The 20713-nt window shown below is 67.7% G+C and carries 19 protein-coding genes; 18 read left to right on the forward strand and 1 reads right to left on the reverse strand.

Features of this window, described 5'->3' with window-relative positions; genetic code table 11:
* Window positions 1-23 precede the first annotated feature (23 nt).
* The 18 genes from rpsP to ppdK all read left to right on the forward strand — a co-directional run bounded on the left by rpsP (window position 24) and on the right by ppdK (window position 19724).
* A complete protein-coding gene (gene rpsP, locus C1876_RS05320) occupies window positions 24-269 on the forward strand; it encodes a 30S ribosomal protein S16 (protein WP_114545680.1) in 246 nt (81 codons plus the stop codon).
* 5 nt (window positions 270-274) lie between these two features.
* Window positions 275-529, forward strand: coding sequence for a KH domain-containing protein (locus C1876_RS05325; protein WP_101722295.1), 255 nt, complete (start codon window positions 275-277; stop codon window positions 527-529).
* Window positions 530-649: 120 nt separating this feature from the next.
* A complete protein-coding gene (locus tag C1876_RS05330) occupies window positions 650-1051 on the forward strand; it encodes a ribosome maturation factor RimM (RefSeq protein WP_244910049.1) in 402 nt (133 codons plus the stop codon).
* 36 nt (window positions 1052-1087) lie between these two features.
* On the forward strand, window positions 1088-1825 hold the full coding sequence (gene trmD / locus C1876_RS05335) for a tRNA (guanosine(37)-N1)-methyltransferase TrmD (RefSeq protein ID WP_114545682.1): 738 nt from the start codon (window positions 1088-1090) through the stop codon (window positions 1823-1825).
* Between the two features lie 9 nt (window positions 1826-1834).
* Complete coding sequence (gene lepB / locus C1876_RS05340) at window positions 1835-2401, forward strand: signal peptidase I (protein WP_114545683.1); 567 nt, start codon at window positions 1835-1837, stop codon at window positions 2399-2401.
* Between the two features lie 114 nt (window positions 2402-2515).
* The gene (locus C1876_RS05345) at window positions 2516-3907 is read left to right on the forward strand and encodes a helix-turn-helix transcriptional regulator (RefSeq protein ID WP_114545684.1); all 1392 of its coding nucleotides are present in this window, start codon (window positions 2516-2518) and stop codon (window positions 3905-3907) included.
* Window positions 3908-4050: 143 nt separating this feature from the next.
* Window positions 4051-7389, forward strand: coding sequence for a molybdopterin-containing oxidoreductase family protein (locus tag C1876_RS17605; RefSeq protein WP_158544624.1), 3339 nt, complete (start codon window positions 4051-4053; stop codon window positions 7387-7389).
* 10 nt (window positions 7390-7399) lie between these two features.
* The gene (locus C1876_RS05355) at window positions 7400-8035 is read left to right on the forward strand and encodes a 4Fe-4S dicluster domain-containing protein (RefSeq protein ID WP_114545685.1); all 636 of its coding nucleotides are present in this window, start codon (window positions 7400-7402) and stop codon (window positions 8033-8035) included.
* Between the two features lie 6 nt (window positions 8036-8041).
* A complete protein-coding gene (locus C1876_RS05360; protein WP_114545686.1) occupies window positions 8042-8893 on the forward strand; it encodes a DmsC/YnfH family molybdoenzyme membrane anchor subunit in 852 nt (283 codons plus the stop codon).
* Between the two features lie 18 nt (window positions 8894-8911).
* Window positions 8912-9625, forward strand: coding sequence for a hypothetical protein (locus C1876_RS05365; protein WP_114545687.1), 714 nt, complete (start codon window positions 8912-8914; stop codon window positions 9623-9625).
* 15 nt (window positions 9626-9640) lie between these two features.
* Window positions 9641-10339 (forward strand): TorD/DmsD family molecular chaperone, encoded by a 699-nt coding sequence (locus C1876_RS05370; protein WP_114545688.1) that lies wholly within the window; start codon window positions 9641-9643, stop codon window positions 10337-10339.
* 2 nt (window positions 10340-10341) lie between these two features.
* The gene (locus tag C1876_RS05375) at window positions 10342-11115 is read left to right on the forward strand and encodes a 4Fe-4S dicluster domain-containing protein (protein ID WP_114545689.1); all 774 of its coding nucleotides are present in this window, start codon (window positions 10342-10344) and stop codon (window positions 11113-11115) included.
* A gap of 23 nt (window positions 11116-11138) precedes the next feature.
* Window positions 11139-12158: a 4Fe-4S binding protein gene (locus tag C1876_RS05380; RefSeq protein WP_114545690.1), complete on the forward strand. Its 1020-nt coding sequence runs from the start codon at window positions 11139-11141 to the stop codon at window positions 12156-12158.
* A 200-nt stretch (window positions 12159-12358) separates the two neighbouring features.
* Window positions 12359-12925 (forward strand): signal peptidase I, encoded by a 567-nt coding sequence (gene lepB / locus C1876_RS05385; protein ID WP_114545691.1) that lies wholly within the window; start codon window positions 12359-12361, stop codon window positions 12923-12925.
* A gap of 43 nt (window positions 12926-12968) precedes the next feature.
* Complete coding sequence (locus C1876_RS05390; protein ID WP_114545692.1) at window positions 12969-13955, forward strand: glycine--tRNA ligase subunit alpha; 987 nt, start codon at window positions 12969-12971, stop codon at window positions 13953-13955.
* Entirely contained in the window at window positions 13948-16038 is a 2091-nt protein-coding gene (gene glyS / locus C1876_RS05395) for a glycine--tRNA ligase subunit beta (protein ID WP_114545693.1), read from the forward strand. Before C1876_RS05390 ends, glyS begins: the two co-directional genes overlap by 8 nt.
* A gap of 2 nt (window positions 16039-16040) precedes the next feature.
* The gene (locus C1876_RS05400; protein WP_114545694.1) at window positions 16041-16931 is read left to right on the forward strand and encodes a pyruvate, water dikinase regulatory protein; all 891 of its coding nucleotides are present in this window, start codon (window positions 16041-16043) and stop codon (window positions 16929-16931) included.
* 54 nt (window positions 16932-16985) lie between these two features.
* Window positions 16986-19724 carry a pyruvate, phosphate dikinase gene (gene ppdK / locus C1876_RS05405; protein WP_114545695.1) on the forward strand — a complete coding sequence of 913 codons (2739 nt, stop codon included), beginning with the start codon at window positions 16986-16988 and terminating at the stop codon, window positions 19722-19724.
* A 108-nt stretch (window positions 19725-19832) separates the two neighbouring features.
* Here ppdK and C1876_RS05410 read toward each other — a convergent pair whose 3' ends face one another.
* Window positions 19833-20579, reverse strand: a complete 747-nt coding sequence (locus tag C1876_RS05410) for a class I SAM-dependent methyltransferase (protein WP_158544626.1) — start codon at window positions 20577-20579, stop codon at window positions 19833-19835.
* Window positions 20580-20713: the final 134 nt, after the last annotated feature.

The raw sequence follows: 20713 nt of genomic DNA on the forward strand, positions 1-20713 counted from the left end.
GAAGCAAAAAGGAGTTCATCTTCATGGCAGTCAAAATTCGCCTGGCCCGTCACGGTGCCAAGAAGCGCCCGTACTACCGCATCGTCGTTGCCAACTCGCGCTGCCCGCGCGACGGCAAGTTCATCGAGGAAGTCGGCCGCTACAACCCCTGCACCGAGCCTGCCATGGTGCAGTTCGACATGGACAAGGTCGATCAGTGGATCAAGAACGGTGCTCAGCCGACCGACACGGTTGCCAGCCTGATCAAGCGCGCTCGCGAGAACGCGTAAGACCCATGGCCGAGCAGACGGAAGATATCGTCGGTCTCGTCGAGTCCGTCGTGCGCCCTCTCGTCGAGTTTCCCGACGAGCTGGAGATCACGTCGAGCGACGCCGAGGACGGTTCTATTCTCGTCGAAGTTCGCGTGAACGAAGAAGATGCCGGCAAGGTCATCGGTCGCCAGGGACGGGTCATCAAGGCCATCCGCACGCTGGCACGTGCCGCTGCATCGCGTACGAACACCCATGTCGAAGTGGAGCTTCTCGACTAAATGCGCACGTGGGCGAACGTAGCCGAGCTATCTAAAACGAAGACCTTGACAGGAGGGCTCGTCGCGCGCTGCGCGCCGGGTCTTCCTTTTTTGCTGCAGCCGGGCATGGAGGTTGCCTTCGTGCCGCCGCAGCATGACGCGCCGCGCCGCTCCCGCGTGGAATCCGTGCAGGAAACGGGCAAGGGCGGCTACCTCGTGACGTTCGAGGGCGTCGATTCCATCGACGTGTCCGAACTGCTCGTGGGGTGCAGCTGCCTCGTGCGCCGCGCCGACCTGCCCGAGGAGGCGCTTGCCACCGAGGCCGACACGCTCGTGGGCTTCGAGGTGCACGATGCGCGCGCCGGTTTCGTGGGCACCGTGGAATCCGTCGTGGAGAACCCGGGGCAGTTCCTGCTGAGCGTGGCGCGCGAAGAGGGCGCCGGGGCGGTGCTCGTGCCGCTCGTGGACGCGCTCGTGACGGGCCTTGACGAGGACGCCCGCCGCATCGACGTCGATTTGCCGGACGGTCTGCTGGAACTCTAGCGGGCCGCCATCCGCTCGCACCGAAAGGACTGGCCCGTGATCATCGAAACGCTGTCGACGTTTCCCGACATGTACGCGTCCGTCATGGGCGCCTCCATGATGCGCATCGCCCAGGAGAAGGGCATCCTCACGTTCGTCGCGCACGACCTGCGCGATTGGACCCACGACCGCCATCGCACGACCGACGACGACCCCTACGGCGGCGGCGACGGCCTCGTGATGAAGTGCGAGCCCATCTTCGAAGCCTACGACGCCATCGCCTCGAGCGGCCCGCGTCCCACCACCGTGTTCCTCTCGCCCTGCGGCGAGCCCTTCACCGACGCCGTGGCAAGCGAGCTGTCGCGCGAGGAGCGCCTGCTGTTCGTGTGCGGCCACTACGAGGGCATCGACGAGCGCGCCTACACGCTGGCCGACCGCGTGATCTCGCTCGGCGACTACGTGCTGACGAGCGGCGAGCTGGCGTCCATGGTGGTCATCGACGCCGCGGTGCGCAAGCTGCCCGGCGTGCTGGGGGCCGAGACGGGCGCGCTCGGCGAGAGCTTCGCCGACGGTCTCTTGGAGTACCCGCAGTACACGCGGCCCGCCACGTTTCGCGACATGGACGTGCCGCCCGTGCTGCTGTCGGGCAACCATGCGGCCGTGGCCGCGTGGCGCCGCGAGCAAAGCCTCGAGCGCACCGCCCGCCTGCGTCCCGACCTGCTGGACGCCGTGGAGCTGTCGAAGGCCGACCGCGCCTTCCTGCAGACGCTGGCCGACGAGCCCGCGGAAGCGTAGGGGGGCGCCATGAACTCCGGTGATCACGCGCGCGACGACCGTCCCGGCCTCCTGCGCCGCTTCGTCGACCTGCTCGTGTGGGCGGGCTTCGTCGCCCTGATCTCATGGCTGACGTTCGCCTACGTGGGGCACGCCTACGCCGTTCCCTCGGGTTCGATGGAGGAGACCATCATGACGGGCGATCGCGTGCTCGCCGAGAAGGTGAGCTACTACTTTCGCGACCCCGTACCGGGCGACATCGTGATGTTCCAGGACCCGGAAGTGCCGGGGCGCCTGCTGCTCAAGCGCTGCATCGCCGTGGGCGGCCAGACCGTCGACGTCAACGACGAGGACGGCCTCGTGTACGTGGACGGCGTGGCGCTGGCCGAACCCTACACCGACGGCCGCCCCACCTACACGCTGCCGAGCGCGGTGACGTATCCCTACACCGTTCCCGACGGCATGATGTGGATGATGGGCGACAACCGCACGAACTCCCAGGACTCGCGCTTCTTCGGCGCCGTGCCCGCGGCCTCGGCGGAAGCGCGCAGCCTGGCCGTGCTCTGGCCCTTCGACGACGCGGGCCTGCTTTCGTAGGTCATGCTAGAATGAAGCTCGTCGCGAAGGGGGTCGGGGCCCGCTTCGACGGCGAGCGGGCGCGAGGCCCGAGCGGGGGAGATCGTGCGAGGCGCACGGAGCGGGGGTTCTGATATGGCCAGTTGGTCTGCAGCGAAGTATCTGTCGTACGCGTTTTGGCGCGCATGGTTCCTCATCATGTACTCCTCGCCGCTCTGGCTCAACTTCGTGCTGCCGGAGGGCGTCAATCCCGGCTTGAGCATGTACTACGTCTCCACCGCATGCTACATCGTCGTGTCGATCCTACTCTCGGTGCTGCACGTGCGCGCCGCGAAGCTCTTCTCGCTGAAGTGGTCGATGATCCTGTTCGGAGCGGTCGCGAGCCTCGGCGTGGCCATGGAGTTCGCCTCGTTGGCGCTCTTGCGCGATCCGGCGAGCTGGCTGTTCCTCGTGGGAAGCGGGCTCACGGGCGTCTGCACGGCGCCGATCTCCATCAGGGCCGGGCAGATCTACTCGTCCGTGAAGATCAACACCGCGGTGATCGCGACGCTTCTGAGCGACGTGGCGGCGGGCATGATCTTCTTTTTCTGCATCGGCACCTGGCCGATCATCTGCCTGTTCGTGGCCGTGGTCCTCCCGTCGCTGTCGGCCGCGATGATCGTGGCGGCCGCGCCGTCCAACGACGATGCGGCGGTGGGCGCGGGCTACGTGGACGCGGGCGGGATGCCCTGGCAGTCGTTCCTGCGCTTCCTCGTGGTGGTGTTCCTCATCGGCGCGGTGGCCTTCCTGCAAAACGGCCTGGGCGGCTCGTGGTTCCCGCAAGCCGACCTCGACAGCGGCCTGACGCTGGGGGTGAGCCTGCTCGTGATGGCGTCGTTCGTCCTGACGGTGTTCTTCGTCCGCATGCGCGAGATCCAGTTCGAGCGGCTGTACCGTCCCATCATCTTCTGCCTCATCGCGTTCGTGGCGCTTGCCTACCTGCTCGATTTCGGAAACCCCGTCGGCATCGGCGGCACGTTCCTCATCTACTGCCTGTTCTCGTCCTACATCTGGTTCTTCATGTCGTACTTGGGGCACAGCCGCTACTTCTCGCCCATCCAGGTGTTCGGCTACGGGCGCAGCGTGTACGCCGGCGGCTCGCTCGTGGGCAGCCTCGTGGGCGTGCACGTGCTGTCGGGGGTCGATCTGGAGCAGACGCTGCCCGTCATCGTCATCGTGATGATCGCCATCCTGCTGCTGTGCGCCGTCGCCATCCGCCGCGTGGACATCTCGTCCATCCTCGTGGACGATGCGGTTGCCGAGGCGCCCGCCGCGCCGGTTGCGCAGCAGGAGGGCCTGGGCAGCGTGCACCTGTCGCCCCGCGAGCTCGAGGTGTTCGCCTTGATGAAGGCGGGCCGCGACGCGGAGTACATCGCCGACAGCCTGTGCATCTCGCGCAACACGGCCAAGACGCACATCAGGAACATCTACACGAAGTTCGGCGTGCACCGCCGCCAGGACTTCATCGACGTCATCCAAGACCTCTAAACAGGTCGTCTAACCCGCATCACCCAGAAGGTTATATTCCCCTCACCTGCGTTTTTCATACCTCAGGATCATTGCTCGCCCTTTCGTCAGCGGCAAGAATGGCGCTCGTAGCGTTATGCCATCTGCCAAAGAAAGGAAGTTCTATGACGAGTGAGGGATTGACCAGACGCTCCTTCATCAAGGCGGCATCCCTGACGGGCGCCGCTGCGGCACTGGGCACGCAGTACGGGGGGAAGCTTCAGAAAACCGATAAGGCGTGGGCCGCCGACGCTTCGGCCGCCGGCCAGCGCAAGACGTACGTCTCGACGTGCCGCGGCTGCATCCAGGCCTGCCCCTGCCGCGTGTACGTGGAGAACGGGATCGTCGTGAAGATCGAGGGCCATCCCTACGCGCCCACGTCGCTGGGTGCCTTCTGCATGAAGGGCATGAACCAGATCAACAACTGCTACAGCCCGCGTCGCGTGCTGTACCCGCTCAAGCGCTCGGGCCCGCGCGGCGCCGAGGAGATGGCGTGGGAGCGCATCTCGTGGGACGAGGCCATCGACCTCGCGGCCACCAAGATCGCCGAATCCATCGAGAAGTACGGTACGTACTCGTTCTTCACCTCGGTGGGCGGCGGCGGGTCCTACGCGATGCGCCAGGCCATCACCATGAGCCATTCGCTCGGCTCTCCCACGGTGTTCGAGCCGGGCTGCGCGCAGTGCTACCTGCCGCGCTACTCCGTGGCGCTCTTCATGTACGGCGGCGCCGACCAGTCCATCGCCGACGCGGCGGCCCAGGAGCCGTTCAAGGGCATCGCGAAGCGCTGGTACGAGAAGATGGGCGTGTGGGACCAGATCGACGACGAGAACAAGAAGGGCTACGCCGACGGGATCGACACGAAGATGCTCGTGCTGTGGGGCGCGCAGCCCTCGGTGTCGCAGACGGCCCAGTCGGGCCGCGGCATGGCCGAGCTGCGCGATGCCGGCTGCAAGACGGTGGTGGTGGACCCGAACATGAGCCCCGACGCCGTGAAGGCCGACGTGTGGCTGCGCGTGCGGCCCGGCGCCGACGGCGCGCTCGCGCTGTCGTGGTGGAACTACATCATCGAGCACGAGCTGTTCGACCGGGAGTTCACCAAGCAGTGGACGAACCTGCCCTTCATCGTCAACGAAGACACGAAGCTGCCGTACCGCGCCACCGACATCTGGCCCGACTACGTGCAGAGCACGCCTGCCGACACCCCGGCCTACGTGTGCTTCGACGCCAAGACCGGCGTGCTCGTGCCCTTCGAGTACCAGGACGAGAGCGTGGACCCCGAGATCTTCTGGAGCGGCACCATCGACGAGCTGGGCGTGACGGCCCGCAGCGCCGGGCAGATCTACAAAGAGGCCGCCGCGGTATGGACGCTCGAGCAGACCGAGAAGGTCACCTGGGTGCCGGCGGACGTCAACGAGAAGGCCATCCTGCTGTACACCGCGCCCCTGAAGGAGGGGAAGTGCGGCGGCATCTGCCACGGCGTGTCCTCCGACATGGAGCAGATCGCCCATCAGCTTCCCGTGGGCCTGTGCGGCCTCGACGCCATCATGGGCTACGTGAACAAGCCCGGCTGCACGCTCACGCAGAACGCGCCGGCGAAAACCGACGACGCGGGCAAGGCGCTGCGCCCGACCACCATCTTCCAGTACCGCAACGTGGACATTGTGCACGACTGCGGCGTGGGCTACATCGTGGGCAACTCGCCCGAGGAGAACGCCGCGCGCCTCGAAGCGTTCGCGCCCGATCCCGACGGATTCCCCACGCCGCACTCCGCGGAGCTGCTGTACGTCACGAACCAGCTGCGCCTCGACCGCTTGGGCATGAAGAACCACAAGGGCCTGTACCACTGGGAGCACAGCCATATCCCGTCGGTGCTCGAGGCCATCAAAACCGGCGAGCCCTACAAGCCGCGCGTGTGGTTCGACATGTCGGGCAACAAGCTGGCCATGCTGGGCAACGCGAAGTCGTGGTACGACGTGTTCCCCGAGATCGACTTCTGCATCTGCCAGCATCCGATGATCACCTCGTTCCAGGCCGAAGTGGCCGACCTCATCTTCCCCATCGAGGAGTGGCTCGAAGTCACGAGCCACGACGGGCGCGACATCACCACTGAGGGCGAGATCAAGGACCCCTCGCCCGACACGACGGACACGGGCCAGCTCAACTTCAAGTTCGGCATGTTCCCCATCCTGCACCTGGGCGAGACGGTGTCGAACTTCGTGGCGCCCAAGAAGGTGACGGGCAAGGTGGCCGAGCTGCTGAACGCCAAGCTGGAAGCCGGCGAGGACATCGTGCTGGGCGCGGTGGGGCAGGCCACGAACAAGACGTACCAGGACAACCCGACGGTTGCCGTCGACGGCTTCCTCACCACGTCGAAGGGCGCCTCGTACCTGCACGAGATCGACCGCAGCAAGTTCAACCTGCGCTTCCCCCTGCCTCCCGGCATCATGTTCGGCGAGGAGTCGGACGAGCGCATCCAGCAGTCGTTCGCCGAGCGCTTCGGCGCGCCGGACATGGAGGCCCTGCACGCCAACCCCGAGCAGTACCAGACGCCGGTGGCGGGCGAGGGCGGCGGCAAGCTGCAGGCGGACGGCACGCATCGCTGGTGGAGCTCGCCGGACGATTTCTGGACGTACGAGCAGCACGAGAAGATGGCCGTCGACGGCCTGAAGGCGGGCTTCGGCACCGAGAGCCGCAAGTTCGAGGTGTACGCCCAGATGCTCGTGCAGCTGGCGAAGACGGGCTTCCCCTGCTGCTATCCGCGCGCGCAGGTGGACGTCGACCCGTCCATCGGGCAGGGCGAGTACGAGGGCACCTACGCTCCCATCTGCCAACACATCGAGCCGGCCGAGAGCCCGCTCGAGGGCACGGAGGGCTACGACGCCGAGTACCCCCTCACGCTCACGAGCGGCCGCGTGTACTACACGCACCACGGCACGCAGCGCCAGGCGCCCTACATGCGCGAGATATGGCCCGCGCCCGACTTGCGCATGAACAGCAAGACGGCCGAGAAGTACGGGCTTGCGCACATGGACTGGGTGAAGGTCACCTCGCGCCGCGGCTCGACGCATGCGCGCGTGTACGTCACCGACGGCATGCACGAGAACGTGGTGTGGATGGAGCGCTTCTGGAACCCCGAGTGCTTCGACTCCTCGCAGGAGACGAAGAGCGGCGGCTGGCAGGAGTGCAACGTGAACATCCTGACCAAGAACACCGCGCCGTTCAACGAATGCTACGGCTCCTACACCAACCGCGGCTTCTGCGTGAAGGTGGAGAAGGCCGAGAAGCCGGCGCGCGTATGGGTGGAGCCGGAGGAGTTCCAGCCGCTCATGTACACGAACAAGAACCAGTACGTCGACGCGCACCCGTTCGAAGAGACGATGAGCGATCCCGCGGCCAGCTGGACGCCGGTGGTCACGTTCGACGAAGCGCACACGTTTACCAACGAGACTTTCAAGAACTAGGGGGCGCACCATGGCAAGACGAACTTTGGTCATCGATCTGAATCGCTGCTCGGGCTGCGATTCGTGCACGGTGGCGTGCAAGTACGAGAACAACATCAAGCTCGGATCGTTCTGGAACCGCGTGATGGCCATCGGGCCCACGGGGGAGTACCCCGACATCGAGATGTACTGGATGCCCATGCAGTGCCAGCAGTGCGAGAACGCGCCCTGCGTGGGCGTGTGCCCCACGGGCGCGTCGTACCGCGATCCGAACAACAACGTGGTGATGATCAACAAGGAGCTGTGCATCGGATGCCAGTACTGCATGTACGCCTGCCCGTTCGGCGTGCGGCAGTTCAACGAGGGCGAGGGCGTCGTGGAGAAGTGCACCCTGTGCAACCACCTCACGGCTAAGTCCGACGGCGTGGAGAACCTCAACGACAGCTTCGACGAGGAGCATGCCGTGCCGCCCTGCGTGCACAACTGCTGCTGCGGCGCGCGCTACTACGGCGACTTGGACGATCCGAACTCCGCGGCGTCGAAGGCGCTCGCGGCAGCCGGCGGCGAAGGCTCTGAGAACGTGCACGCCATATCCGACCCGTCGGGCGCGCATCCCACGTGCCGCTACATCCTGTCCCCGTCCGTCGCGCAATGGAAGGAGCTGTAGACCATCATGGAAATCGGAATCCAATGGCCTTTGGTGCTGTTCACGTTGATCGCGGGCGCGGGGTTCGGCCTGCTTGCCACCGCCGGCCTCGCGCAGCTGGCCGCCGAGCCCGGTAAGAAGACCAAGCAGATCGCCCTGATCGGCGCGATCGTGCTGCTGGGCGTGGGCGGCCTGATGAGCGTGTTCCACCTCGCGCACCCCGAGCGCTTCATGGGCGCCATCGCGAACCTGCTCTCGTTCTCGGGCATCGCCCTGGAGCTTCTGGGCCTGGCGTTCGGCGGCGTGGCGGCCCTCGTGTTCTTGCTGGTCGTGTCGATGGAGAACAAGGCGGGCGAGAAGGTGCTGGCGGTGTGCTCCATCCTCATCGGCGTGGCGGCCTCGTTCCTGCAGGGCTACGCGTACTTCGAGGTGGCCGCGCAGCCGGGCTGGCATCAGATCGCGCTCGCGTTCGGCTACCTGTTCACCTCGCTCGCCCTCGGCGCGCTCGCCTATGCGGCGATCGCCGCGGGCAGGGCCGAGGACGAGGCGGGCCTGCGCCTGATCGGCAAGGCGGCGTGCGGCCTGGCCGTGCTGGCCGTCGTGGCGGACGCCGTCTACGCGGCCGGCCTGGGCGGCGCGGGGCTGCTCGAGGGCGACGCCGTGCTGTTCGCCGTCCTGTCGCTGGCGTTCGCGCTGGCCACGGCAGGCGCGGCCGCATGGTTCGCCTTCAAGGCGCCCACGTTGCCGCTCGCCGTCGCCGGCGTGCTCGCGGGGGTGGGCGGCGCGCTGTGCGTGCGTCTGCTCATGTGGGCGGTTGCCGCCTACCAGCTCAATTTCATCTGGGAAGCGACGGTCAACCGCGGCCTGTACCTGTTCTAATTCGAGAAAGGCAATCCCATGTCGGACAAGACCCAAGCGGACGAACCCGCGAACAAAGACATCGCCGAGAAGAAGGCCCAGCCGGACTTGACCTTCGAGGAGAAGGTGGAGCAGCTGGTGAGGTTCATGCAGTTCGAACCGCTCATCCGCGAGCTCGACTACCAGATCCTCGTCAGCTGCGCCGAGCGCGTGGGTTTGTCCGAGCTGGAGGAGCGCATCGCGTCGTGGCCGGCGTTCAAGGCGGCCACGCGCGATCAGCACGCGCTCATCACCGAGCTGGTGAACCATCACGGCCTCGAGCTCTTCGAGCTCGACGGGGCAGGCAAGGTCGTGCTCGAAGCGGACAAGGCCGGCCTCACCGAGAACGAGGTGGACGATCTGGTGGCGGGTTTCGCCTACCGGATCACCGCGGTGGGCAAGGAGGCGGCCGCGCGGCTCGACCCCGAGCGGCGCTTCCGCGCGCTGCTCGACGACGCGCCCGCGCGCCGCGACGCCTACCTTTCCATCGTGGGCTTCTTGCGGGACAAGCACTCGTTCGCGGACGTCGACGTGTTCCTGCGCGGGCAGGCCGTGGCCGGGCTGAGCCGCGAGGCGGGCGACGGGGGCGTGCAACCCTCGGTGTTCGTGGACAAGCTGGAGCGCGCCGGGGCGCTGTTCTACGACGGCGGCTGGCAGGCGACCGAAGCCGGCCTCAAGGTGGCGGCCGACGCGACGTGCGCGGCTCGGGCATAGGAAGGACGATGCGGTATGCAAGCTGAGAAAACGCTCGAAAGCGAGCTGCTCGAAGAGATGTGCGACGTGCTGGAAAGCCGATCCGGGTTCTACCTGATGCTGGCGGGCCTGTACTTCAAGCCGCTTTCGCAGGAGCAGATCGACCGTATGGCCGAAGAGGACTACAGCCGCTACGTGGTGGGGGAGACCCTGCTCGACGAGGGGTTCGACGACATCCGCCGCGTCCTGCGCAAACGGCATACGGGCACGAGGCGCATCCTGGCCACCGAATGGACGAGCACGTTCGGCGGGGCCGAAGCCTACAAGGGACGCTACTGCGTGCCGAACGCCTCGGTGTTCCTGGACGATGCGAGGCTCACCTACGGCGCCCCGCGCAACGAGGTGAGCCGCGTCTACGGGGAGCAGTGCCTGCGCCTCGCCGACAACAGCGGCATGCCGGAGAGCCACCTGTCCTTCGAGCTGGAGTTTTTGGCGGTGCTCTCCGAGGAAGCGGCGCGCCATCTGCGGGCGGGCGAGCTCGACGAGGCCCTGCAGAAGCTCGACCGTTCGCGGTGCTTCATCGAGGAGCATATCCTGACGTGGTTCCCGCAGTTCATGGAGCTGGCTCTGGCCATGCTGCAAACGCGGTTCTACCGCGGGGTCCTCAAGATCACGAAGGGCTACCTCGAGCTCGACCTGCAAACGCTGCAGGACCTCGAGGCCGAGGTGCGGTGAACATGAACGGCCCGGTGATTTCGCGCCGCTCGCTCATCGCGGGCGGCGTGGCCGCGGCGGCGTTGCTGGGGTTGGGCGGCGCGGGGCGCTACGCGTGGGCTACCGAGCGTCAGCTCCTGCGGCCTCCCGGCGGTCAGGACGAAGACCGCCTGCTGAGCGCCTGCATCCGCTGCGACCGCTGCCGGCAGGCCTGCCCGATGCGCGCCATCGAGAGCACGGGCGTGGAGGACGGGCTGCTGAACGTGCGCACGCCCCGGCTCAACTTCCGCAACCACGCCCTCGAGCGCACGCTGGGAACGACGGAGTACCACGAGGCGGACATCGGGTACTGCAACTTCTGCGACCCCGACCACGTGGGCGGGCAGACCAAGAAGTGCATCGCGAACTGCCCGACCGGCGCGCTGCAGGCCTTCGACGAGAGCCGGGAGCGCATCGGCGAGGCGGTGATCGACCCGGTGTACTGCATCAACTTCCCGCAGCTGGGACAGACGCCCACGGGATGCCGTCTGTGCGTGGACGCCTGCCCCTACGAGGCCGTCGTCATGAACGACGAGCAGCGCCCCGAGGTGCTGCCCGAGAAGTGCAACGGCTGCGGCAAGTGCGAGGCCGTGTGCCCGAGCGCGTCGTACCGCCAGCTCGTGGGCGTGGCCGCGCTGCAGGAGCGGGCCGAGGCGGGCGAGGCGTCCTATGTGAGCTCGCTGGCCTACTACCGGCAAACCGGCACGATTCCGCGCGGCATCAATATCGTTCGACGCGCGGCGGACGCAGAGGCGTGACGCCGCGAGGAAGGGGGTCGACCATGGTCGATGCGAACGGCATCGCGGCTGATCCGGAAGAGGCGGCGTTCACGGGGCAGGCGCCGGACGCCGATGCGCCCGCCGCGGCGGGCGAGGCCGCGCCGGCGGACGCCGCGCTGCACGAGCGCCCGGTGAAGAAGCCCCTCGCGCGCCGCGTGGCGGTGGGGGCCGTCTTTCTGGCCGCATGCGCGGCCATCGTGCTCAACGTGGGCGGCACGGGCGCGCTCTCGTCGTTCGGGTGGGAGTCCATCGCCTCGATCTGCCCGCTCGGGGCGTTGGAGTCGATGCTGGCGGCGAAGCTGCTCGTTCCGCAGGCGCTCGTGTTCTTGCTCGTCGTGGTCGCGGCGGCCGTCGTGCTGGGCAAGTTCTTCTGCTCGTGGGTGTGCCCGGTGCCGAGCATCCGCTCCTGCTTCGACGCCGTCCGGCGCAACGTCCCGCGCATCGCGTCGACGAAGACGAAGCGGGAGGACGGCAGCGAGGCGGCGGGGCTCCATGCGGTGCGGCCCGCCCCGCGCCGCGCCGGGAGCTGCGGCGCGTGCGCGAGCTGCTCGAAGGAGCCCCGCGCCGCGCTCGACTCGCGCCATATCGTGCTGGGCGGCACGCTGCTGAGCGCGGCCGTGTTCGGGTTCCCGGTGTTCTGCCTCGTGTGCCCTGTCGGCTTGACGTTCGCCAGCATCATCGCGCTCGTGCAGCTGTTCGGCATCCAGACGCTTTCGTGGGGCGTCGTGCTGTTCCCCTTGCTCCTCATCCTCGAGGTGACGGTGCTGCGGAAGTGGTGCTCCCGGTTCTGCCCCCTGGGCGCTTTGCTTTCCCTGCTCAGCTTGCCCAACCGCCTGTTCCGGCCGAAGGTGGACGAGGGGAGGTGCCTGCGCACCAAGGGCGTGGACTGCACGGTCTGCGCCGATCTGTGCCCGGAGGCGCTCGACCCGCACGTCGACGAGGGCCTGCACGACTGCTCGAAGTGCCGCGACTGCGCGGAGAACTGCCCGGCCGGGGCCATCAGCTTCCCCGTGCGCCGCTGACCTTTCGGGGTCGCTCCCGCAACGCCGAAAAACCGCCGCCTCCTCGGGAGTGCCGGCGGTTTTTCCGCTTTCGCCCGATGATCGGGAATTTCTGCAAACTTTGTCGAACGTGGGGGACGCGTCGTGCAGACGCGCTATCATAGGTGCTCGTGACTTCACTCGGGCGCATCGTGCCCGGTTCGAAAGGATAGACAGACTACATGGATTCCGGACAGCACGCCGAACGACAGAGCCCGGGCATACTCAGAACCTTCATCAGCCTGCTCGTCATGGTGGCCTTCGTTTTCGGCTTGTCGTGGGTGCTGCGCACGTACGTGTTCCAGGCCTACGAGATTCCCTCCGGCTCCATGGAGGAGACCATCATGGTGGGCGACATGGTGTTCTCCGAGAAGGTGAGCTACTACTTCCGCGACCCCGAGCCGGGCGACATCGTGACGTTCCAGGACCCTGAGATCCCCGGCCGCATCCTCATCAAACGCTGCATCGCCGTGGGCGGGCAGACCGTCGACATCAACGACGAGGACGGCCTCGTGTACGTCGACGGCGTCCCGCTCACCGAGCCGTACACCGACGGCAAACCGAGCTACACCCTCGCGAGCGACATCACCTATCCCTACACCGTGCCCGAAGGGTACCTGTGGATGATGGGCGACAACCGCACGAACTCGCAGGATTCCCGCTTCTTCGGCGCCATCCCCGTCTCTTCGGTGACGGGCAGGGGAGCGCTTGTGTACTGGCCGCTGAACGATTTCAGCCTGCTCGACTAACGTCGTCGTCGAGCGGTAGGGTTTGATCGAGACAAGGAGAACCATGTCAACCGAACATGCATCCGCCCAGGCGGAGCAGGGGGCTGCCGAGCAGCTTCCGCCGACGTTCCAGGACGTCATCATGAACCTCCAGCGCTACTGGGGCGCGCAGGGCTGCGTCGTGCTGCAGCCCTACGACAACGAGGTGGGCGCCGGCACGAACGCCCCGGCCACCACGCTGCGCTCGCTCGGTCCCGACACGTGGCGCACCTGCTACGTGCAGGGCAGCCGCCGCCCGACGGACGGGCGCTACGGCGAGAACCCGAACCGCACCCAGCACTACTTCCAGTTCCAGGTGCTCATGAAGCCCTCGCCCGACAACATCCAGGACCTGTACCTGGGCTCGCTGCGCGCCATCGGCATCGACGTGGACGCGCATGACGTGCGCTTCGTCGAGGACGACTGGGAAAGCCCGACGCTCGGCGCATGGGGGCTGGGCTGGGAAGTGTGGATCGACGGCATGGAGGTGACGCAGTTCACTTACTTCCAGCAGGTGGGCGGCTTCGAGTGCAACCCCGTGCCCGTGGAGATCGCCTACGGCCTCGAGCGCCTCACCATGTACATCCAGGGCGTCGATTCCATGTTCGACATCGTGTGGAGCCGCGGCGACGACGGCGTGGTGTTCACCTACGGCGACGTGTACCTCGAGAACGAGCGCCAGTACTCGCGCTACAACTTCGAGGTGGCCGACACCGACTTCCTGTTCCAGGAGTTCAACGACCGCGAGGCCGAGTGCCTGCGCACGCTCGAGGCGAACCTGCCGCTGCCGGCCTACGACAGCGTGCTCAAGTGCTGCCACGCGTTCAACCTGCTCGATGCGCGCGGCGTGATCTCGGCCACCGAGCGCATGGCCTACATCCTGCGCGTGCGCACCATCGCGAAGGCGGTGTGCGCCTCGTACATGGAGCACGTCGTGGGGCTCAAGCCCGCCGAAGAGGGCGACGCCGCCGCGTCTGCGGACGCCGCTGGGAAGGAGGCCGGCCGTGAGTAGCCTGCATACCCTCGCTTTCGAGATCGGCACCGAGGAGATCCCGGCGTTCGACCTGCATCGCGCCACCCTTCAGCTCGAGAAGCTCGTGCCCGAGGCGCTCGACCAGGTGCGCATCCCGCACGGCGACGTGGCCGTCTACACCACGCCCCGCCGCCTTATCGCCATCGTGGCCGACGTGGCCGAGGCGACCGAGGCGCTCGAAGAGGTGTTCCGCGGCCCGTCCGCGAAGATCGCCTTCGACGCCGACGGCAATCCGACGAAGGCCGCCACGGGCTTCGCGCGCGGCAAGGGCGTCGAGGTCGACGCGCTCGAGCGCCGCGAGGAGAACGGCGTGGAGTACGTGTTCGCCACGAAGAGCGTCGCCGCCCGCGACGTGGCCGAGCTGCTGCCCGGCGTGCTCGAGGGCGTGATCACCGGCATCGCGTGGCCGAAGTCGTGTCGCTGGGGCACCACGAGCGAGTACTTCTCGCGCCCCGTGCGCTGGCTCGTGGCGCTGCTCGACGAGCGCGTGATCCCCGTGGAGTTCGCGGGCCTCGTGGCCGGCAACCTCACGCGCGGCCATCGCTTCCTGGCCCCCGGCCCGCACGTCGTGGCCACGGCCGCCGACCTGCTGGGCGTGGTGGAGGCCGCGCACGTGGTGTGCAGCGAGCAGGCGCGCGAGCGCGTCATCCGCGAGGGCGTGGCCGAGGCCGAGGCGCAGACCGGCGCCCGCGCCGAGCTGCCCGAGAAGACGCTGCTCGAAGTGACGAACCTCTGCGAGCAGCCCACCGTGCTCGTGGGCACGTTCGACGAGGAGTTCCTGCAGGTGCCCGAGGAGATCATCGTCGACGCTATGCTCATGCACCAGCGCTACTTCCCGCTGTACGACGAGGCCGGCAAGCTCACCAACAACTTCATCGTCGTGACGAACGGCGACCCGGCGCACGCCGCCACCATCATCGACGGCAACGAGCGCGTGGTGCGCGCCCGCCTGTCCGACGCCAAGTTCTTCTACGAAGAGGACCTCAAGCACCCGCTGGAAACCTACGTCGACCGCTTGGACGAAGTGGTGTTCCAGGAGACGCTGGGCACCATGAAGGAGAAGGCCGACCGCATCGTGGCCCTGGCGAAGCATCTGGCCGCCGACGCGCAGCTCTCCGATGCCGACGCGGCCGACGTCGCGCGCGCCGCGCTGCTCGCGAAGGCCGACCTCGTGACGAACGCCGTCGTGGAGTTCACGAGCGTGCAGGGCGTCATGGGCTCCTATTACGCCGAGGCCGCGGGCGAGGCCGCGCAGGTGGCCGCCGCCATCGCCGACCACTACCGTCCGCGCTTCTCCGGCGACGAGCCGCCCGCCTCCGACGTGGGCAAGATCGTGGCCATGGCCGACAAGCTGGACACCATCTGCGGCCTGTTCGCCGTGGGCCAGGGTCCCACCGGCTCGTCCGACCCGTTCGCGCTGCGCCGCAGCGCCATCGGCATCGTGGCCATGCTGGAAGCGGGCCTGCCGGTGTCGCTGGCCGCCGCCATCGACGCGGCGCTCGGCACGTACGCGGGCGCTGCCATCGACTTCGACCGCGACGCCGTGCGCGCCGAGGTGGCCGACTTCTTCGTGACGCGCACGAAGGTGAACCTGCGCGACAGCGGCTGCGCCCCCGACGCCGTGGAGGCCGTGCTGGCCACCGGCGTGGAGGAGCCGGCGCAGATCATCGCCCGCACGCGCGCCCTCGAGGCCGCCCGCGTGGACGACCCCGACACGTTCGCCGACCTGGCAACGGCCTACGCCCGCGCGAACAACCTGCGCGACGCGAAGCTGGGCGCCGAGGTGGACGAGGCGCTGGCCGCCGACGCCGAGCGCGCCCTGCTCAAGGCCGCCGACGAGGCCTCGACGCGCGTGGAGGAGGCCCTCGCCTCCGACGACTACGCCGCCGCCCTCGCGGCCCTCGCGGCCCTGCGCGCGCCCATCGACGCGTTCTTCGAGGACGTGCTCATCATGGACGAGGACCAGGCCCTGCGCGAGAACCGCCTGCGCCTGCTCAACCGCTTCGTCGCCGTGTTCGCCCACGTGGCGGACTTCGGCAAGATGGCCAAGGGCGCCAAGTAGCCATGGACGAATTCATCGCCTACGGAAGCTCCACCGAGTTGCCCACGATCCACGTGATCAGCGACTCGGTGGGCTTGACGGCCCAGGCGGTGGCCCGTGCGGCCGCCGCCCAGTTCGGCGTCACGAACCCCGTCATCGAGGTGCTGCCGAAGGTGCGCTCCTTCGGGGAGATCAAGGAGTTCATCGACGAGCACAGCGCCGTGCACAAGCGCAACACCGGCGACGGGCGCATGCTCGTGTTCTACACGCTCGTCGACCGCGACCTCTCGCGCCAGCTGGCCGAATACGCCGGCGGCCGCGAGGACATCGTGGCGGTGGACCTCGTGACGGACGCCATCGGCGCCATCGCGCACATGACGGGCAAGCAGCCCTCCACGAAGCCGGGCGGCCTGCACGTGGCCGACCAGTACTACTTCCGGCGCATCGAGGCCATCGAGTTCACCATCGCCCACGACGACGGCCGCAACCCGCAGGAGCTGCACCAGGCCGACATCGTGCTTTTGGGCGTGTCGCGCTCGTCGAAGACGCCCACGTCCATCTACCTGTCGCAGCAGGGCTACAAGGTGGCGAACATCCCCCTCGATCCCACCACCGAGCCGCCCGCCGAGCTGGCGCAGGTGGACCGCACGCGCCTGTTCGGGCTCATGACGACGGCCGACGTGCTCATCGGCATCCGGCAGCGCCGGCTGGGGCGCGCGAGCGCCGTCGCGTCGCGCTACGCCGACCCCGAGTACGTGTACCAGGATTTGGAAGACGCCCGCGCGCTCATGCGCAAACTGGGCTGTATTGTCATTCACACCGAAAATCGGGCCGTTGAGGAAACGGCGCAGGAGATTTTACGCTACTATGAGCGGGCTCATCCTCCATCGGCTGATATGATGAGCTCAGCCTGAGACCAAGGTTCTTATTGTTCGGTAAAGTCGGTACGTCGGGTTAAGGAGAAAAAGGTGACTGAAGAAGTCAAGCGAGTCTATGCGTTCGGTAAAGACGCACAAGGTAACAACGTAACTGAGGGCAACACCACCATGAAGGCGATCCTCGGCGGCAAGGGCGCGAACCTCGCCGAAATGGCCAACATCGGGCTGCCCGTCCCTCCGGGATTCACCATCACGTGCCAGACTTGCATGGAGTACGCCAACGCGGAGAACACGTGGCCCGCAGGCGCGCTCGACACCATCCAGGAGTATCGTGAGGATCTCGAGACCCGCATGGGCAAGAAGATCGGCGATGCGGAAGATCCGCTGCTCGTGTCCGTGCGCTCCGGCGCCCCCATGTCCATGCCGGGCATGATGGACACGGTGCTCAACCTCGGCCTCAACGACCAGTCCATCAACGGCCTGATCAAGCAGACCGACAACCCGCGCTTCGCCTGGGACTCCTACCGTCGCTTCATCCAGATGTTTTCCAACGTGGTGATGAACCTCGACGGCGATCTGTTCGAGAACGCCATCACGGCCATGAAGCACGCGCGCGGCGTGGCGTCCGACACCGATCTGTCGGCCGACGACCTGCAGGAGCTCGTGAGCGAGTTCAAGCAGATCTTCGCCGAGAACGTGAACGCCGAGGAGTACCCGAGCCTCGTCGTCGACGGCACCGTGCAGTTCCCGCAGGACCCGAGCACGCAGCTGCAGCTGGCCATCGAGGCCGTGTTCGGCAGCTGGAACAACCCCCGCGCCACGCTGTACCGCAAGCAGAACAAGATCGCCGACGACCTGGGCACCGCCGTCAACGTGCAGTCCATGGTGTTCGGCAACAAGGGCAACACCTCCGCCACCGGCGTCGCGTTCACGCGCAACCCCGCCAACGGCGAGAAGGAATTCTACGGCGACTACCTGGTGAACGCGCAGGGCGAAGACGTGGTGGCCGGCATCCGCAACACGAGCCCCATCGCCGACCTCAAGAACGTCGAAGGCCTCGAAGAGGCCGGTCGCGAGCTTGAAGAGGTGTTCGTCACCCTCGAGAACCACTTCCGCGACATGTGCGACATCGAGTTCACCATCGAGCAGGGCAAGCTGTGGATGCTGCAGACCCGCGTGGGCAAGCGCACCGCGGCCGCCGCGCTGCACATCGCCATCGAGATGGAGAAGGAGGGCCTCATCTCGAAGGAGGAGGCTGTCATGCGCGTCGACCCCGAGCAGCTCGACCAGCTGCTGCATCCGCAGTTCGACAAGAACGCCTCCTACGACGTGATCGCCAAGGGCCTGAACGCATCCCCCGGCGCCGCCGTGGGCGAGGCCGTGTTCTCCGCCGCCGACGCGGTGGAGTGCGCCGAGGCCGGCCGCAAGTGCGTGCTCGTGCGCTGGGAGACGAACCCCGACGACCTGGCCGGCATGATCGCCGCCGAAGGCATCCTCACCTCGCACGGCGGCAAGACGTCGCACGCGGCCGTTATCGCCCGCGGCATGGGCGCCCCGTGCGTCTGCGGCGTTGAGGCGCTGCGCATCGACGCCGAGAAGAAGCAGGCGGCCGTCGTGGGCACCGACATCGTCATCAAGGAAGGCGACATGATCTCCATCGACGGCACCACCGGCACGGTTGTGCTGGGCGCCGTGGAGCTCGTGCTGCCGGAGATGACGGGCGACCTCGACACCATCCTCGAGTGGGCCGACGAGTTCCGCACGCTCGGCGTGCGCGCGAACGCCGACAACCCCGAGGACGCCGAGCTGTCCCGCGGCTTCGGCGCCGAGGGCATCGGCCTGTGCCGTACCGAGCACATGTTCCTGGGCGACCGCAAGAACATCATCCAGACGTTCATCTTGAACGAGGACCCGGCCGTGCGCGAGAAGGCCGTCGCCGAGCTGCTCGATGCTCAGACGGGCGACTTCCTGGGCATGTTCCGCGCCATGGACGGCCTGCCGGTGATCGTGCGCCTGCTCGATCCGCCGCTGCACGAGTTCCTGGAGAGCCCGCGCGCGCTGGACGTGGAGATCGCGCGCCTGGAGGCCACGGGCGGCGACAAGGCCGTCATCGCCGAGAAGCGCCTGCTCATGGAGCAGATCGACGGCATGAGCGAGTCGAACCCCATGCTGGGCCTGCGCGGCTGCCGTCTGGGCATCGTGTACCCCATCCTGCCGGTGATGCAGGTGCGCGCCATCGCGACGGCCTGCGCCGAGCTGAAGAAGGAGGGCCTCGACCCGAAGCCCGAGGTCATGATTCCGCTCGTGTCCGTGGTGGCCGAGCTTGAGAAGCTGCGCAAGGTTGCCGAGGACACCATCGCCGAGGTTGCCGCCGAGCAGGGCGTCGAGCTCGACATCCCCGTGGGCACGATGATCGAGCTGCCGCGCGCGGCCGTCACGGCCGACGAGATCGGCGCGGTTGCCGACTTCTTCTCCTTCGGCACGAACGACCTCACCCAGACGACGTTCGGCTTCAGCCGCGACGACGTGGAGGCCGAGTTCGTCCCGCAGTACCTGGCCGAGCGCCTGCTGCCGTACAACCCCTTCGCCACCATCGATCCGGGCGTGGCGAAGCTCGTGAAGATGGGCGTCGAGCTGGGTCATGAGGGCAACCCCGACCTCGTGTGCGGCGTCTGCGGCGAGCACGGCGGCGACCCCGACTCCGTGAAGATGTTCCACACGATCGGGCTCGACTACGTGAGCTGCTCCCCGTACCGCGTGCCGCTGGCGCGCTTGGCTGCCGGCCAGGCGGCCCTGGCCGAGAAGACGGGCCACGTGCAGGACAAGTAGCCGGTCGGTTCCATCCGCATGAACGAGGGGCCCGCAGCGCGTTGCTGCGGGCCCCTCTGCGTTCGGGGCGCGCCGTCGGCTGGGGTCGGTGCCGGAGGGGCTGCGTCGCTAGGCGGGGCGCGTGAGGCTCAGCGGGCCGCGCCCCTCGCCGACGGCGGCGAGGTCGAGGGCGAACAGGGCGAGGCGGCGACGGACGGGAAGGTAGTAGGGGAACACGTCGTCGCCCGTCTCGTCGAGCAGCGCCGCGAGGTCGGTGCGCGAGGGGCCGGCGGGGAAGTCGCGGGTGCGGAACAGCGCGCAGTAGCGCGCCGCGTCGGCGAGCGAACGGAAAGGCTGGCCGAACTCGAGCGACAGCTCGGTGCCCGTGCACGGGATGCCCGCCGCGTTGACGCCGGCGAGGCTGTGGGCGAAGTCGTGCACGTGCGGCCGCGGGGCCCCGTCGGGCTCGGTGTCGTGCACCTTGTTGACGACGACGAGCGTGCCGCTGCAGCGCGGCCGCGCGAGGGAGAGCGCGGCATCGAGGGAGGCTGACAAGCTGAACACCATGAGGTCGTAGGGCTGCGCCGGGCGCAGCGAGGCGACGTCGGCCCGGATCGGGCGCACGGCATGCGCGCCTCGCTCCCGCGCCTGGCGGCGGACGTAGCCGACGGCGCGCGCCGACCGATCGACCGCGTCGACGTGGCCCGCGTACGGCGCGAGCGCGAAGGAGAGCTGCCCCATGCCGCAGCCCGCGTCGCAGACGCGCTCGCACGACGGGGCGAAGCGCCGCACGGCGGCGGCCATCGCGTCGAAGTACGGCGTGTAGGCGGAGGCGTCCTCCATGAACCGTACGATTTCCGGCGTCCATCTGCTCATGCGCATGGGATTCCTCGCTTTCCGGGGGGCTCGTTCCAGCCTACGGGCTGCCGTGTCGCGCGACCATACCCCCTTGGGGGAAGGGGCGGGGTAGGATCGCCGCGCCGCGGCGTGTCGGCGCGGCGATCCTACCC

This window comes from Eggerthella sinensis (genome assembly GCF_003339815.1).
GTDB lineage: Bacteria > Actinomycetota > Coriobacteriia > Coriobacteriales > Eggerthellaceae > Eggerthella > Eggerthella sinensis.